The following is a 14,730-nucleotide window of genomic DNA, read 5'->3' as shown; positions in this document are numbered from 1 at the left end:
CTTGCGAACGATATGCGGTCTCCGTACAGTGTGCGGAGCGCTGTACACCGTGCGGCGCTTTGTCCGGAAGAGGGGACCGTCCTGATGTCGTCATCGCCATTCGACGCTGATCGCTGGCAGGCCAGGCTCGATGAGCTGCGCGCCGCCCATCACGTGCCGGGAGCCGCCCTCGCGGTGTTGTCCGGCGGGAGCATCCATGAGCTGGCCAGCGGCGTGCTGCACCGGGGGACCGGAGTGGAGGTGACCACGGACTCGGTGTTCCAGTCCGGTTCGATCGCCAAGGTCTACACGGCCACGCTGGTGATGCAGCTCGTCGACTCCGGTGAGCTGCGGCTCGACAGCAGGGTCGCCGACGTGCTGCCCGGCTTCGCGGTCGCCGACGAGGAGGTCACGAAGAGCGTGACGATCGGGCGGCTGCTCAGTCACACCAGCGGGATCGCCGGGGACTTCACCCACGACACCGGCCGCGGTGACGACTGCCTCGCCCGTTACGTGGAGGCGTGCGCGACCGTGGGCCAGGACTGCCCGCCGGGGACGGTCGTTTCCTACTGCAGCACCGGATATGCGATTCTCGGCCGGGTCGTGGAAGTGATCACCGGCCAGACCTGGGACGAGGCGTTGCGCGAGCGGTTGCTGGCGCCGCTCGGCCTGGAGCATTCGATGACCCTGCCGGAGGAGGCGCTGCGGTTCCGGGTGGCGATGAGCCATCTCGGCGAGCTGGGCGGCGACCCGGAGCCGGCGCCCGTGTGGGACCTGTTGCCGCGCTCGGCGGGGCCGTACGGGCGCGTCCTCGTCACCGCCGCCGACGTGGTCCGCTTCGCGCGGATGCATCTCGACGGCGGTGTCGCGCCCGGCGGCAGGCGCGTGTTGTCCGCCGGGTCGGCGGCGGCGATGCGGCGGCGCGTGGTCGACTGCCTGGACGGATGGACGTTCATGGCGTCCGGATGGGGCCACGGGTGGGCGCTGTACGACTGGGACGGTGTCGCCGGCTACGGTCACGACGGCGCCTCGGTCGGGCAGTTCTCCTACTTGCGGGTCGTGCCTGGCAGCGGCGTCATCGCCGCGCTGCTGACCAATGGCGGCGGCGCGACCGGCCTGTTCGTGGATCTGTTCCAGGAGCTGCTCGGTGAGCTGGCCGGAGTGCGGATGCCTGACGCCTTCGCCCCCGCAGGGGAACCGGGGCCGGTGGATGTCGCCGCGCTCGCGGGCACGTACGAACGCGAAGGCATGCGCATCACGATCGGCGAGCGGGACGGTGTGCCGTGGCTGCGGTTGCAGCTCACAGGCGGTATGGCCGGCTACTCACCGCCGATCGAGACCGACCTCGTGGCGGTGTCCGGCACGGTGCTCGCGATGCCGGGGCTCGGCCCGGTCAGCGCGCCGTGGCTGCCGCTGGTGTTCGGGACGTTTCCGGACGGAACGCCGTACGTCTATTTCGGCATGCGGGCGGCGCCGAAGATCGCCGCGCGCTAGCTCCGGTCGGACGTGGGGCGTGGCTGGGCCGCACGGGGGCGCATGATGAGCGCGGCGACGTAGTACGTGCACGGTCCTGGACCCGCGTTGGCGTAGGCGTGGGTGACGTCCGCGGCGAAGTAGGCCGAGTCGCCCTCGTTCAGCTCGACGGACCTGTCGCCAAGGGTCAGCCGGAGGGTGCCGGACTCGACGACGATGTACTCGTGGGAGCCTGGGGCGTAGGCCGGGAATCGGCCGGCGTCGCAGCCCGGTGGCAGGCCCGTACGGATCCATTCGAAGTTCACCCCCGGCACGACCGGTGAGACGATCGTCCGCCGCCACCCGCCGGGCTCGTCGATGGTGTCCTGGTCGGCGGCGCGGCGCACGATGACCCGATTGTCCTCGGGCTGGGCGATGAGATCGACGAGCGCCATGCCGAGGCCGTCCGCGATGCGAGCGAGAACCACGATTGTGGGCACCTTCTGCCCGCGCTCGACCGAGGACAACATGCTCACGCTCACCTCGGCCGCCTCGGCCAGCTGCTGAAGGGTCAGGCTCCGGTCGTGCCGCGACGTCTGAATACGCCGGCCCAATGCCGCGAGATCCAACATTCCTCTATAATGGCATTAGATTTCACTATAGAGAAACGAGGACGTCATGGCGCCTCCCCAGGCCATCATCCGCCCCGCGCTCCCCGCGGATCTCAAGGCCGTGGCGGAGATCTTCGAGCACTACGTCTCCCACACGGTGATCACCTTCGAGCAGACCCCGCCACCGGCCGCCGACTGGCAGCGGCGGCTCGACGACCTCGCCGCCCGGGGAATGCCGTTCCTGGTCGCCGAACGATCCGGCGACGTGGCCGGATACGCCTACGCCGGGCCGTGGCGTGCCAAACCGGCCTACCGCTACACGGTGGAGAACTCGATCTACCTGGCCCCGGACCTGACCGGCATGGGTCTGGGGAGCGCTCTGCTCGGCGCCCTGGTGGACCGGTGCGCGGCGGCGGGCTTCCGCCGGATGATCGCCGTCATCGCGGACAGCGGAAGCCGCGCCTCGCTCACGCTGCACGAGCGCTTCGGCTTCACCCATGCCGGCCGGCTGACCGGCGTCGGCCACAAGCACGGCCGCTGGATCGACACGGTGCTCATGGAGCGAGCGCTGACTCCTTTCACCTCGCACGATATCCGTCAGGGAGTGAAGGCCCGGCGGTAGGCGGTGGGGGTGGTGGCGAAGGCTCGATGAAAGTGCGCGCGCAGATTGGTGGCGGTGCCCAGTCCGGTACGCCGGGCGACCTGGTCCACGCTGATGTCGCTGTCCTCCAGCAAGGCGCAGGCCGCACGCAGACGCTGCTGGATCAGCCAGGCCCGCGGACTCATGCCGAATCGGCGCTGGAAGTCGCGGTGCAGGGTGCGGGTGGACCGCATGCCCCTGCGGGCGAGGTCGTCGACGGTGATGGGCAGGTGCAGGTTGGCGCTCGCCCAGGCGGTGACGCCGGCCAGCTCCGCGTCCTCGGCGGACTCGCCGGAGGGGATGAACTGTGCCTGGCCACCGGCCCGGTGCAGCGGCGTGACCATGTGACGGGCCCGCTGGATGGCCGCCGGCTGGCCGTGGTCGCGGCCGACCAGGTAGAGGCACAGGTCCAGGCCGGCGGCCAGCCCCGCGCTGGTCAGCACCTGACCCTCGTCGATGTACAGGGCATTGGCGTCGACCTCGACCAGGGGATGCTCGCGTGCCAGCGCGGCGGCGTGGAACCAGTGGGTCGTCGCCCGCCGGCCGTCGAGCAGGCCCGCCTGGGCCAGCGCGAACGCGCCCGTGCAGATCGAGGCGATCCGCGCCCCGCGGTCATGAGCGCGGGCCAGGGCGGCGAGTGCCCGCTCCGGTGCGCGCCCGCGGGCGAACCCGGGCACGAGGACCGTGTCGGCGTCGTCGAGAGCGTCGATGCCGGCCTCGACGGTCAGGCCGAGGCCGGACGTCGTGGTGCGCACCGCGCCGCCGTTCAGCGAACAGACGGTGACCGTGTATCGGCCCTGCCCCTCATGCCCGAACACCTGCGTCGCGATCGTCAGGTCGAAGGCCACCACCGATGGCAGGGCGAGCACGGCGACGCGACGCGTGGCGGATTTCTTACGCATGATGGCAAGCATGCCACTCGCCCGGACCGGCGGCACGGCGCGATGCTGGCCGCGTGCGAATCGAGATCGTGGTGTTCGACGGCTTCGACGAACTGGACGCGTTCGGGCCGTTCGAGGTGTTGTCCGTGGCCGGGCTCACCGTCGAACTGGTCGCCGCCGAGCGGCCGGGCCCCGTGACCAGCATGCGTTCCGTCAAGATCGATGTGCCCGCCGTGCTGGGGCAGGGGCAGGCCGACGGGGTGATCGTCCCGGGCGGCGGGTGGCTGAACCGGGCCCCAGCGGGCTCCTGGGCCGAGGCGCGGCACGGCGTGCTCCCGGCCCGGCTGGCGGCGGTGGCGCCGGCGACCCGCTGGATGGCCTCGGTGTGCACCGGCGGGCTGCTGCTCGCCGCCGCCGGTCTGCTGGCCGATCGGCAGGCGACCACCAACCACAACGCGTACGAGGAGTTGCGGTCCTACGGCGTGGAGGTCGTGGAGGAACGTGTCGTCGACGCCGGTGATCGCATCACCGCGGGCGCCCTCAGCGCCGGGCTGGATCTCGGCCTGTGGATCACCGAACGAGAGCTGGGCACCGGGACCGCCGACCGCGTGGCCACCGCCGTCGGGTACACGCGGACGGCCAGGGTGTATCACTCAGCCAGGTCTTAGGCACCGTCGCGTCACCGGGCCACGGCCAGGCGGTAGTTCTCGTCGGTGGCGAGCAGGTTGCGGTGGGTGTCCTCGGCGGTGATGACGCCGCCGTCCAGGACGAGGACCCGGTCGGCGGCGTCCAGGAAGGCCGGGCTGCTGGTGATCACGATCAGGGTGCGGTTCCTGCGCAGCTCCGCGATGTTGCGCGCGATGAGCTGCTCGGTGACCGCGTCGACGGCCGTCGTAGGATCGTGCAGGACCAGGATGTCGGTGTCGGCGGCGAGGGCGCGGGCCAGCGACAGCCGCTGGCGCTGCCCGCCGGAGAGGTTCGCGCCGCGGTCGTGGACGCCGTAGTCGAGTCCTTCGCGGTGGAGGGCGATGACGTCCGTCAGCATGGACGCCTCGACCGCCTCGGGGACCAGGTGGCCGGCGCCCGCCGGATCGATGTTCGTGCGGAGGGTGCCCTCGAAGATCTCCCCGTCGTACGGGTTCACCAGCATGTGCTCGCGTATCGCCTCGATCGACAGGTCCGCCGTCTCCCGCCCGCTGACCCGCACCACGCCCTCGTACGTGCCGGGCGGGACGTTCACCGCCAGGATCGAGGCGAGGTCGGCCGCCGCGCGCGACTGGTAGGCGGCGATGGCCACGAACTCACCGGCGGAGACGTGGAACTTCAGCTCGCGCAGGGATCCGTACCGGACGCTGTCGACCTCGAGGTCCCCGCCCGGGGAAGGGCGCTCCGTCCCCGGGGTCATCACCGGGCGCGCGGCCAGCACCAGCGCCATCCGCTCCGCCGACGCGCGCGCGATCATCACGTACTTCGGCATCTCGGAGAACAGCTTGAGCGGCTCCATGATGAACTGCGCCAGCCCGACCGCCATGACGAGCTGCCCGATGGTGATCTGGCCGTTCAACGCCAGCCAGCCCGCCGTCAGGGTCACCGAGGCGGCGAGGATCGCGTTGAACGCCAGCGCGGCGCCGGCGTACGCGCCGTTCACCTTGGCGACGGTGATCGCCTGGTTCTTCGCCTCCGTGCTGACCTTCCGGTAGGACAGGAACGCCGCGTGGTTGCCGCCGAAGCCGTGCAGGGGGCGCAGGCCGGTGATGAGGTCGGCGACCTTAGCGCCCGCCCGCGCCACTCTGGCCTGCTGCTCGCGGGTGCCGGTGCCGATCCGCCTGGACAACACGCTCAGGATCGTCAGGATCACGACGGTTCCCACGATCACCAGCAGGCCCAGCGGGACGCTGGCGATGCCCAGCGCGACCGCCGTGATCAGCACCGCGACCAGTGAGCTGATCAGCAGCGGCACCACCTCGATGATGTCGGCGGTCTGGTCCGCGTCCTCGGTGGCGATGGTCAGGACCTCGCCGGACTTGAGGTCGAAGTCCCTGGCCACCGGCTGGAGCCCGCAGGCGGCGACCTGCACCCGCCAGCGGTGCGCCTCTGTCGTGTTGGCCTTCTGCAGGATGCGCATCCCGAACCGCCACGACAACGACACGGTCGTGATGATCACGGCCAGCGCCGCGATCGACAGGCCGAGCGAGCCGAGGCTGCGCTCCCGCAGCGTGTGCTCGACGATCAGGCCGAGCGCGATGGGGAAGGCGGTCTCGCCCGCCTGGTACATGCCCATGAGGACGGTGCCCCACGTCATGGGGCCCGCGTTGCGGCGCAGCGCGGTCCAGAGGATGCCGGACCCCGTACGGGGCCCGCGCTGGTCAGGAGTTGTCATCGAGGTGGCAGGCAATCGCTTCGGGGGTACGAAGGGCGAACAGATCGCGAATGGTGATCACGGGACCGTACTCGCGGCGGAGCAGCCCGATCAGCCGCACCGCCAGCATGGAGTGCCCGCCGAGGGACACGAAGTCGCTCACCGCGCTCACCTCGTCGTCGTCCAGGTCCAGCGCCTCGGCGAAGAACTCGCAGACCACGGTCTCGGTCCCGGTCGCCGGGCCGCGCTCGCCCGACGTGGTCAGCGCGCCCAGCGGCCTGGCCTCCGGCAGCGCCTTGGTGTCGGCTTTCCCGTTCACGGTCAGCGGGATGGCGTCGACCTGGGCGTAGTGCGTGGGACGCAGGTAGTCCGGCAGCCCCGCGCCCACCTCGGCGGCGACCGCCGCCAGGTCGGAGCCGTCCAGCACGAGGTAGGCGGCCAGCCGGTACGCGCCGTCCACCTGCGGATCGGGCTGGGCGACGGCGGCGACGAAGCGCACCGCCGGGTGCGCCGCGAACGCGGCCTCGACCTCGCCCGGCTCGACCCGGTGCCCCCGGATCTTGACCTGCTGGTCGGTGCGGCCCAGGTACATCAGGTTCCCGTCGGGCCGCCGGAGCACGAGGTCTCCCGTGCGGTACATGCGCTCGCCGGGCTCGCCGAACGGGCACGCGACGAACCGGTGCGCGGTCTGCTCGGGCTGCCCGAGGTAGCCGCGCGCGATGCCGACGCCCGACACGTACAGCTCACCGGGCACGTTGTCCGGCACGGGCCGCAGCCACGGGTCCAGGACGTACACGTCGGTGTTGTCGATCGCCACGCCCACCACCGGGTCCTGGCACTCGAAGGTGCCGACGCCGAGGGTGTTGATGGTGTACTCGGTGGGGCCGTACAGGTTGTAGCCGGCCGTCCCCTCGGTCTCGGCGAGCCGCCGCCACAACGCCGGGGTGACCGCCTCGCCGCCCAGCAGCACCAGCGGAGGGCGCCGCGCGGGGTCGTCGAGCAGGCCCTCGGCCACCAGTTGCTGCGCGTAGGTGGGGGTCACGTTGATGACGTCGATCCCGTGCTCAAGGCAGTACTCGACCAGACGGGGCGCGTCGCGCCGCAGCTCCTCGTCGCAGATGTGCACCTCGTGGCCGTCGGCGAGCCACAGCAGCTCCTCCCACGACATGTCGAACGCGAACGACACGGTGTGCGCGATACGGAAGACCCGGTGGCCGTGCTCCGCCAGCACCGGCTCGAAGATCCGGCGCTGATGGTTGATCAGCATGTTGGTGAGCCCGGCGTACTCGGTCACCACGCCCTTCGGCTTGCCCGTCGATCCCGAGGTGTAGATCGTGTACGCGGGGTGCCGCAGCCGGTCCGCGTCGTCGGGGTCGAACGTCACGAACGGCTCGGCCCCGGGCAGGGGGCGGTCCAGCTCGATCAGCTCGCCGCTCAGCCGGGGAGAGACGGCGCTCACGGTGAGGATCACCTCCGGCCGGGCGTCCGCGACGATCGCGGAGATCCGCTCGTCCGGGTGGTCCAGCTCCAGCGGCACGTACGCGGCCCCGGCGCGCAGCACGGCGAACAGCGCCACGATCGAGTCGAGCGAGCGCGGGACCGCCAGAGCCACGGTCTTCTCCGGGCCGATGCCGCGCTGGGCGAGCACCCCCGCCACCGCGCGGCTGCGCTCCTGAAGCTGGGCGAACGTCATGGTCCGGCCGTGGGCGACGAGCGCGACCCGCCCAGGGCTGCGGTCCGCCGCCCGGTCGAACCGGTCGACCACCGTGTCCGTGCCGATGTGCGAACGCCCGGCCGGCTCGGGCTCCGGCCCCAGCCCCCGCAGCGCGCCCATCGGCCCGCTCGACCGGGCCAGGTCCTCCAGCACGCGCAGGTAGTCGTCCAGGAGACGACGGGCGCGTTCCGTGTCGTGGTCGCGATACTCCAGCTTGACCGTGAGCCGGTCGCCGGGCGTGACGACCCAGGTGAACGGGTAGTGCGTGGAGTCGTCGGCCAGCACCGAGGTGATGCCGTGCCTGGCGTTGAGCTCGGCGAACGCGTCCAGGTCCAGGAAGTTCTGCAGCACGAACAGGTTGTCGAACAGGGTGTCGTGCCCGCTGCTCCGCTGGATCTCGCCGAGCCCCAGGTGCTCGTGCTCCATCGCCGCGACCCTGGCCGCCTGCACGGCCGACAGGTACTCCCGCGCCGTGTCCGCCGGCCGGGCCCGCGTCCACATGGGCACGGTGTTGAGCAGGACGCCGACGATGCCGGACAGGCCCTCGCCCTCCCGTCCGGAGACGGTCACGCCGAACACGGCGTCGCTCCGGCCGGTGTGCGCGCCGAGCAGCAGGCCGAACGCGCCGGTCAGCACCGAGTTCAGCGTGACGCCGTGCGTCCTGGCCGCCTCCCGCAGCAGCTCCGACTGTCCGGCGGACAGCGTGCGCATGAGGGCGCGCGGCAGGTCGTCGGAGAGCGACGGTGCCGGCCCGGCGAGCAGCGTCGGTCCTGGCAGGCCGGTCAGGTGCTCCGCCCAGAAACGTTCCGACGCGGAGAGGTCCCTGCCGTCGAGCGCCCGGGCGTAGTCCTCGAAGCTCGGCGTGGCCGGGGCCGGGTCCAGGGGCTCTCCCGCGACGACGGCCTGATAGGCGTCGAACAGGTCCCGCAACACGATCTCGCGTGACCAGCCGTCCCACAGCAGCAGGTGGTAGCTCAGCAGCAGGCCGTCGTGGCCGCCGGGCAGGCGCACTACGGTCAGCCGGATCAACGGCGGCTCATCCGGGTCGAAGCCCGTGTCGCGGTCCCGCGCGCGCAGGGCTTCAACCTCCGCCTCCGTCGGCAGCACGACCGTGCGGACGTCGACCCGCCGGCCCGCCGCGAGAACCTGGACGGGGTTGCCGTCGGCGTCGGTGGTGAAACCGGCGCCCACCACCGGGTGCCGCGCGATCACGTACGCCATCGCCTCGGCCAGGGCGCCGGTGTCCAGAGGCCGGTCGAAGGTGAAGTAGCTCTGCGCGACGTAGTGCCCGGCCGGGCCCGCCAGCTGGGCCTGGAAGTACAGTCCCCTCTGAAGCGGGGTCACCGGCGCGGTCCGCTCGGCCGTCGCGCAGGCGTCCGCGATGCGCTCCAGCGCGCGCCGCCAGTGCTCGGTGAGCTCGTCGGGGATGCCCTCGGCGAGGGTGAAGGCCGCGCGCAGGGTTCCGGTGGCCGCGTCGGTCCACGCGTTGACCTCGACGGCGTACGGGCTGCCCTGGTCGCCGCCGGCGATGTGCGGCACCTGGGACTCGCCGCCCCTGCCGAGGTAGTTGAACAGCACCTGCGGGCGCGCGTTCAGCAGCGGGGCCGTCTGCGGGTTGAGGTATCTGAGCTGGCCGTAGGCGACGTGCCCGCGCTCGTCCTGCTGGCGTTCCGCGACCTCGCGCGCCGCCGCGACGGGATCGGTGAGCGCCGTGAGCCGCACGGGCGCGATGGAGGTGAACCAGCCGACCGTCCGGGTGTAGTCGTGGTGTTCGAGCACCGGGACCCGGCCGTGCCGTTCCAGGTCGATCGCGAGATCGGCGGGCGACGGCTGGATGTGCGTCAGCGCGCTCCGCAGCGCGCCGCACAACAACTCGGTGAGACCGATGCCGAGCACGGTGGGCGCGGTCCGCGTCACGCGGGCGGTCACCTCGGGCGGGACCTCCACGGTGGTCTCGCGCAGCCCCTCTGCCACGGGCAGCAGGAGGGGCGCTTCGAGCGTGGTGACCCAGTGCTCCAGGTCGTCGATCACATGGGCGGACCGGGTCGCGAGCGCGTCGGCGTACTCGGCGTAGGACGTGGTCGGAGGTGGCAGGACCTGTCCGCGCAGGGCGGTGGCCAGGTCGTCCAGCAGGACCAGCCAGGACACCGAGTCCACGGCGAGATGGTGCACGGTGACCACCAGGGTGCGGCTCGCCGCCAGCCACGAGAACGCGATCATCTCCCCGGACCCGGGATCGAGGCGTCCTGCTGCCTCGTTCGCCGCGGTCGTCGCGTCGGTCGCGTCGGTCGCGTCGGTCGCGTCGGTCGCGTCGGCCGCGTCGGCCGCGTCGGTCGCGTCCATCCGGACGACGGCGACCTCGCGGGCGGGCTCCGTGCGCAGCGCCCACACCCCGTGCTCGGCGCGCAGCCGCAGCCGGAGGGCCGGGTGCGCGGCCACGACGGCGTTCGCGGCGCGCACGGCGTCGTCGAACCCGGCGCCTTCCGGCGCCACCAGCGTCCTGGCCTGGGCGAACCGGGCGAGGGAGCCGCCCAGCTCCCGCTGGCGCAGGATGATCGGCGTCGGCGTCAGCGGGCCGTCCTCGCGGCGGGCGGGCGCCGGGGGCTGCGTGGAGGTCCCCAGGTGTTCGGCGAGCGCGCGCGGCGTCCTGTGCAGGAACACCTCGCGCGGGGCGACCGGCAGGCCGAGTGCCCTGGCCCGGTTGACCACGGTGATGGCGACGATGCTGTCGCCTCCGGCCCCGAAGAAGTCGGTGTCGGCGTGCACCTCGGCGCCGGGCAGCGACTCGGCGAAGATGCCGACCAGCGCGGCCAGCGCGGAATCCCTCGCGGGCGCGGGGACGCCGTCCCGCACGGGTGCGGGGACGCCGTCCCACGCGGGTGCGGGGACGCCGTCCCATGCGGGCGCGGCGGCGCCGTCCCGCGCGGGCACGGGAGCGTCGTCGCGCGCGGGCACGGGAGCGTCGTCGCGCGCGGCGCGCTCCGTCAGGGCCTTGCGGTCCAGCTTGCCGTTGACCGTCAGCGGCAGCGCGTCGATCGGCAGCACCCGGCCCGGCACCATGTGCGCCGGCAGTTTCGCCGACAGGAGGCCGGTGAGGTCGCCGGGCACCTCGCCCACGACGTGCGCGACCAGGTGATCGCCGCTGTCCGCCACGGTGACGGCCGCGTCGACCACGCCCGCGGCCTCCCTGATCGCGGACTCCACCTCGCCGAGCTCGATCCGGAAACCCTTGAGCTGCACCTGATCGTCGGCGCGGCCGGCGAAGACCAGCTCGCCGTCGAGCGTGCGGTAGGCGAGGTCGCCCGTGTGGTACATGCGGGAGCCGCCGCCCGCGAACGGGTTCGCCACGAACCGGCCCGCGGTGAGCCCCGGCCTGCCCAGGTAGCCGAGCGACACCTGGTCGCCGGCCACGTAGATGGCGCCCACCCGGCCAGGCGGCACCGGCCGGAGCCGGTCGTCGAGCAGGTAGGTGACCAGGCCGGGGATCGAGCCGCCGATCGGGCTGGCGTCGTCGCGGACGTCCTCGCCGGTCAGCACCCGGTGCGTGACGTGGACGGTGGTCTCGGTGATGCCGTACATGTTGACCAGCTCGGGGGAGCCGGTGCCGTGCCGCTCGACCCAGCCGCGCAACCGGCCCGGATCCAGCGCCTCGCCGCCGAAGATGATCCGGCGCAGCGAGGTGACCGGCTCTCCGGCGTGCCGGTCGGCCTCGATGAACTGGTAGAACGCCGATGGGGTCTGGTTGAGCACGGTGACTCCGCGCTCGCGGACCAGCCGGTGGAAGTCGACGGGGGAGCGGGTCAGCCCGTACTCGGGCACCAGCAGTTCGCCGCCGTGCGCCAGCGCGCCCCACAACTCCCACACCGCGAAGTCGAAGGAGTAGGAGTGGAACTGGACCCACACGTCGTGCGGGCCGAAGCCCATGCCGGGCCGGGTGTTCGCGAGCAGCGCCACCACGCTGGAGTGCGGGACGACGACGCCCTTGGGCCTGCCGGTCGATCCGGAGGTGTAGATCACGTATGCCGGATCGTGCCGGTCGACCTCGGGCGCGGTGGTGTCCAGCGGCAGATCGTCCCCCTGGACGAGCACGCGGGCCGGCCCGCCCGCCCTGGCCGCCAGCTCCGTGAAGCGGTCCCGCTGGTCCCGGTCCACGAGAACGACCCGAGGGGCGGCGTCGGTGAGGATGTACTCCAGCCGTTCGTCCGGGTAAGCCAGATCCAGCGGCACGTACGCGCCGCCCGCGGAGACGATCGCGACCAGGGCGACGACCTGCTCAAGAGAGCGCGGGACGGCGACGGCGACACGTTCGCCAGGTCCGACACCGGCCGCGCGCAGCGCCGCGGCCAGCCGGTTCTTCTCCTGCGCCAGCTCGCCGTAGGTCAGCGACCGGGTGCCGCCGTCGAGAGCGCACTGGGTGACGGCGGTGGCGGCCGGGTCGCGGTTCGCGGCGGCGTCGAACAGCCCGCCCAGGGTCGCCGCAGTGATCGGCGCGGGCGGCCGGGCGTCGTCTTGCGCCAGGTCGCCAGCCGGGTCGCCAGCCGGGTCGCCAGCCGGGTCGCCAGCCGGGTCGCCAGCCGGGTCGCCGGCCAGGTCGCCAGCCGGGTCGCCGGCCGGGTCGCCGGCCAGGTCGCCGGCCAGGTCGCCGGCCGGGTCGTCCGGCCGGGTGAGCAGGCCGGTCAGCACCCGGGTGAACGTGCGCAGGATAGCCTGGGCGCTCGTCTCCCGCAGCAACGCGCCGTCGTAGATCAGGTTGGCGCGCGGCCGGCCGTCGGGCGTGCGCTCCAGCACCAGCGTCAACGGATAGTGCGGGGCGCCCTCGTTCACGATGCCGGTGATGACGAGCTCGTCGCCGGGCCTGCGCAGAGCGTCCACGTCGGTCGCGACGTCGAACACCACCAGGGTGTCGAACAGCGGTCCGCCGCCCGCCTGGCGGCCGATCCTGGTCAGCGAGACATGCTGGTGCGGCAGCACCGCGCTCTGATGGTCGCGCACCGAGGCGAGCAGCTCGCCCGCCGTGGTGCCGCCGGTCCATCGGGCGCGTACGGGGATCGTGTTGATGAGCAGCCCCACCATGTCCTCGATGCCGGGCACATCCGCGTCACGCCCGGACACCGTGGAACCGAACACCACGTCCTCGCTGTGCAGGATGCCGCCCAGCGTGAGCGCCCACGCGCTGTGCACGGCGACGCTCAGCGGCACGCCCGCCGACCTGGCGGCCTCGTCGACGTCGTCACCCGGCTCCACGGCGGTGTCGGCGAACCGGCCGGACGGGGTGTGCCCCTCGGCGACCAGCGAGGGGCCGGCCAGCCCGGCGAGCTGGTCGCGCCATACCCGGTCGCTCTCCTCGTCGTCGCGTTCGGCGAGCCGGCGTACGTAGCCGGGAAAGCCGCCGCGCGGGTGCACGGTCCCCGGCGCGTGATATTCGGCCAGCATCGCGCGCAACATCGCGGGCACCGACCAGCCGTCGGCGACGATGTGGTGCACGGTCTGCACCAGGACGTTCCTGCCGGAACCGGCGCGGATGAGCGTGTAGCGCATCAGCGGGCCGGTGGCCAGGTCGAACCCGGCGCGGCGGTCCCGCTCGGCGTAGTCGCGGATCTCGCCGTCGGTGATGCCGGGGCGCTCCAGCGTGGTGAACGGCGCCACCGCGCCGCTCTCCAGCACCGAGACCACCCGGCCGTCGGCCAGGGCCACGAACCGCGCGGCCAGGTTCGGGTACAGCGCGAGCAACCGGGTGGCCGCCGCCGCGAGCCGATCGGCGTCCACCGGGCCGTCCAGCGTCATCAGCTGCTGCTCGACGTAATTGCCCGCCGAGTCGTCGTCGAAGACCGAGTGGAAGTACAGGCCCTCCTGCAACGGGGTCAGCGGCAGGATGTCCAGCAGCGCCGGGCCGTCCAGGGCGTCGACGTCGGCCTGCGTGAGGGGCACCGGGCGGAAGTCGCTGGGGGAGTGGCCGCCCGCGTCGAGCGCGGCCAGCCCCGCCAAGGCCGCCAGGAAATACTCGCCGATCGTCGCGATGTCCTCCTCGGTGAACACCCCGTCAGGCCAGGAGATGGCGGTGACCAGTTCGTACTCGCCGGAGGGGCCGGGTTCGGCGATCGCGTTGAACTCCAGGGCGCGCGGCAGGCGCATCCTCGGGTCGCGCTTCTCGCCCAGCTGCCCCGTCGCGCCCGCGAACTGCCAGTCTTCGGACGCGCCCCCGTCGAAGCGGCCCAGATAGTTGAACAACACCTGCGGGGCGGAGGCGTCGAACCCGATGCCGGCCAGATACCGCAGGGCGCCGTAGGACACGCCGTTGCCCGGAACCCGGGCGAGGTCCTCCTTGACCGCCTTGAGCGCGGCGGACAGATAGCCGGGGCCGGTGAGATCGGCCGCCGCGCCAGGGTCCACGGTCACCGGGAACAGCGTGGTGAACCAGCCCACGGTCCGCGACAGCTCCGGCTCGAACCCGGCGGCGCCCGCCACGACCCGTCCTTCGCGGCCGTGGCCCTCGAGTTCGATGTGCGCGAACGTCTGTTCCTGCCCGAGGCCGCGACGCCACCGGGCGAGGGTGACGGCGAGCGCGGTCAGCAGCACGTCGTTGACGCCCGCGTGGAATCTCGCCGGGATCTCGCCCAGCAGTGCGGCCGTGACCTCGGGGGAGGCCGAGACGACGCGCACCCTTTCCCGCGCGACGGTGTCGGCTTCCGACAGCGGACGCCTGCCCACCGGCCCGTCCGCCGCCGGCAGGGGACGCTGGAAGTAGCCGCGGTCCGCGTCGAACGTCGTCTGCTCCAGCAGCTGCGTCCAGCGCCGGAACGACGTGCCCACCGGGGGCAGCTCGATCGGCGTGCCCGAGGTGAGCTGCCGCCACGCCGTGGCCAGGTCCTCCATCAGGACCCGCCAGGACACGCCGTCGATCACCACGTGATGGACGGCCACGACCAGTTCCCGCGCCTCGCGCCGCCAGACGGCACGCAGCATCACGCCGCCGTCCGGGTCCAGCCCGCCGGTGGCCAGCGCGACGCACTCGTCGAGCGGCCGGTCGCTCTCCTGCCACCCCGCGACGGCCAGATCCGCCGCCAGATCCGCCGCCCGGTCCGCCGCCCGGTCCG

7 protein-coding genes are annotated in these 14,730 nt (G+C 72.7%); 3 read left to right on the top strand and 4 right to left on the bottom strand.

Going from position 1 to position 14,730, the window contains the following annotated elements; all coding sequences use genetic code 11:
* Nucleotides 1-84: 84 nt before the first annotated feature.
* Nucleotides 85-1,473, top strand: a complete 1,389-nt coding sequence (locus tag ACFPZ3_RS63500) for a serine hydrolase domain-containing protein (RefSeq protein ID WP_379524096.1) — start codon at nt 85-87, stop codon at nt 1,471-1,473.
* On the opposite strand, the gene ACFPZ3_RS63495 is transcribed toward ACFPZ3_RS63500, so the two are convergent.
* The gene (locus ACFPZ3_RS63495) at nt 1,470-2,063 is read right to left on the bottom strand and encodes a helix-turn-helix domain-containing protein (RefSeq protein WP_379524095.1); all 594 of its coding nucleotides are present in this window, start codon (nt 2,061-2,063) and stop codon (nt 1,470-1,472) included. The genes ACFPZ3_RS63500 and ACFPZ3_RS63495 overlap by 4 nt on opposite strands.
* Before the next feature lie 46 nt (nt 2,064-2,109).
* On the opposite strand from ACFPZ3_RS63495, the gene ACFPZ3_RS63490 reads away from it, so the two are divergent.
* Entirely contained in the window at nt 2,110-2,664 is a 555-nt protein-coding gene (locus ACFPZ3_RS63490) for a GNAT family N-acetyltransferase (RefSeq protein WP_379524094.1), read from the top strand.
* On the opposite strand, the gene ACFPZ3_RS63485 is transcribed toward ACFPZ3_RS63490, so the two are convergent.
* Complete coding sequence (locus ACFPZ3_RS63485; protein WP_379524093.1) at nt 2,640-3,584, bottom strand: GlxA family transcriptional regulator; 945 nt, start codon at nt 3,582-3,584, stop codon at nt 2,640-2,642. The two genes, ACFPZ3_RS63490 and ACFPZ3_RS63485, sit on opposite strands and share 25 nt — an antisense overlap.
* A gap of 53 nt (nt 3,585-3,637) precedes the next feature.
* On the opposite strand from ACFPZ3_RS63485, the gene ACFPZ3_RS63480 reads away from it, so the two are divergent.
* Nucleotides 3,638-4,231 carry a DJ-1/PfpI family protein gene (locus tag ACFPZ3_RS63480; RefSeq protein WP_379524092.1) on the top strand — a complete coding sequence of 198 codons (594 nt, stop codon included), beginning with the start codon at nt 3,638-3,640 and terminating at the stop codon, nt 4,229-4,231.
* Nucleotides 4,232-4,242: 11 nt separating this feature from the next.
* Here ACFPZ3_RS63480 and ACFPZ3_RS63475 read toward each other — a convergent pair whose 3' ends face one another.
* Complete coding sequence (locus ACFPZ3_RS63475; RefSeq protein ID WP_379524091.1) at nt 4,243-5,943, bottom strand: ABC transporter ATP-binding protein; 1,701 nt, start codon at nt 5,941-5,943, stop codon at nt 4,243-4,245.
* Nucleotides 5,930-14,730 (bottom strand): amino acid adenylation domain-containing protein (locus ACFPZ3_RS63470; RefSeq protein WP_379524090.1); only part of this gene is annotated, 8,801 nt, incomplete at its 5' end. The genes ACFPZ3_RS63470 and ACFPZ3_RS63475, both read right to left, overlap by 14 nt.

It is taken from the genome of Nonomuraea insulae (assembly GCF_042656245.1).
Note: the sequence above shows the minus strand (reverse complement) of the source record. Positions and strands in the feature narration are given on the sequence as shown.

Coding starts and splice junctions, on each gene's coding strand:
- ACFPZ3_RS63500 (WP_379524096.1), top strand. CDS start 85: ATGTCGTCATCGCCATTCGACGCTGATCGCTGGCAGGCCAGGCTCGAT.
- ACFPZ3_RS63495 (WP_379524095.1), bottom strand. CDS start 2,063: ATGTTGGATCTCGCGGCATTGGGCCGGCGTATTCAGACGTCGCGGCAC.
- ACFPZ3_RS63490 (WP_379524094.1), top strand. CDS start 2,110: ATGGCGCCTCCCCAGGCCATCATCCGCCCCGCGCTCCCCGCGGATCTC.
- ACFPZ3_RS63485 (WP_379524093.1), bottom strand. CDS start 3,584: ATGCGTAAGAAATCCGCCACGCGTCGCGTCGCCGTGCTCGCCCTGCCA.
- ACFPZ3_RS63475 (WP_379524091.1), bottom strand. CDS start 5,943: ATGACAACTCCTGACCAGCGCGGGCCCCGTACGGGGTCCGGCATCCTC.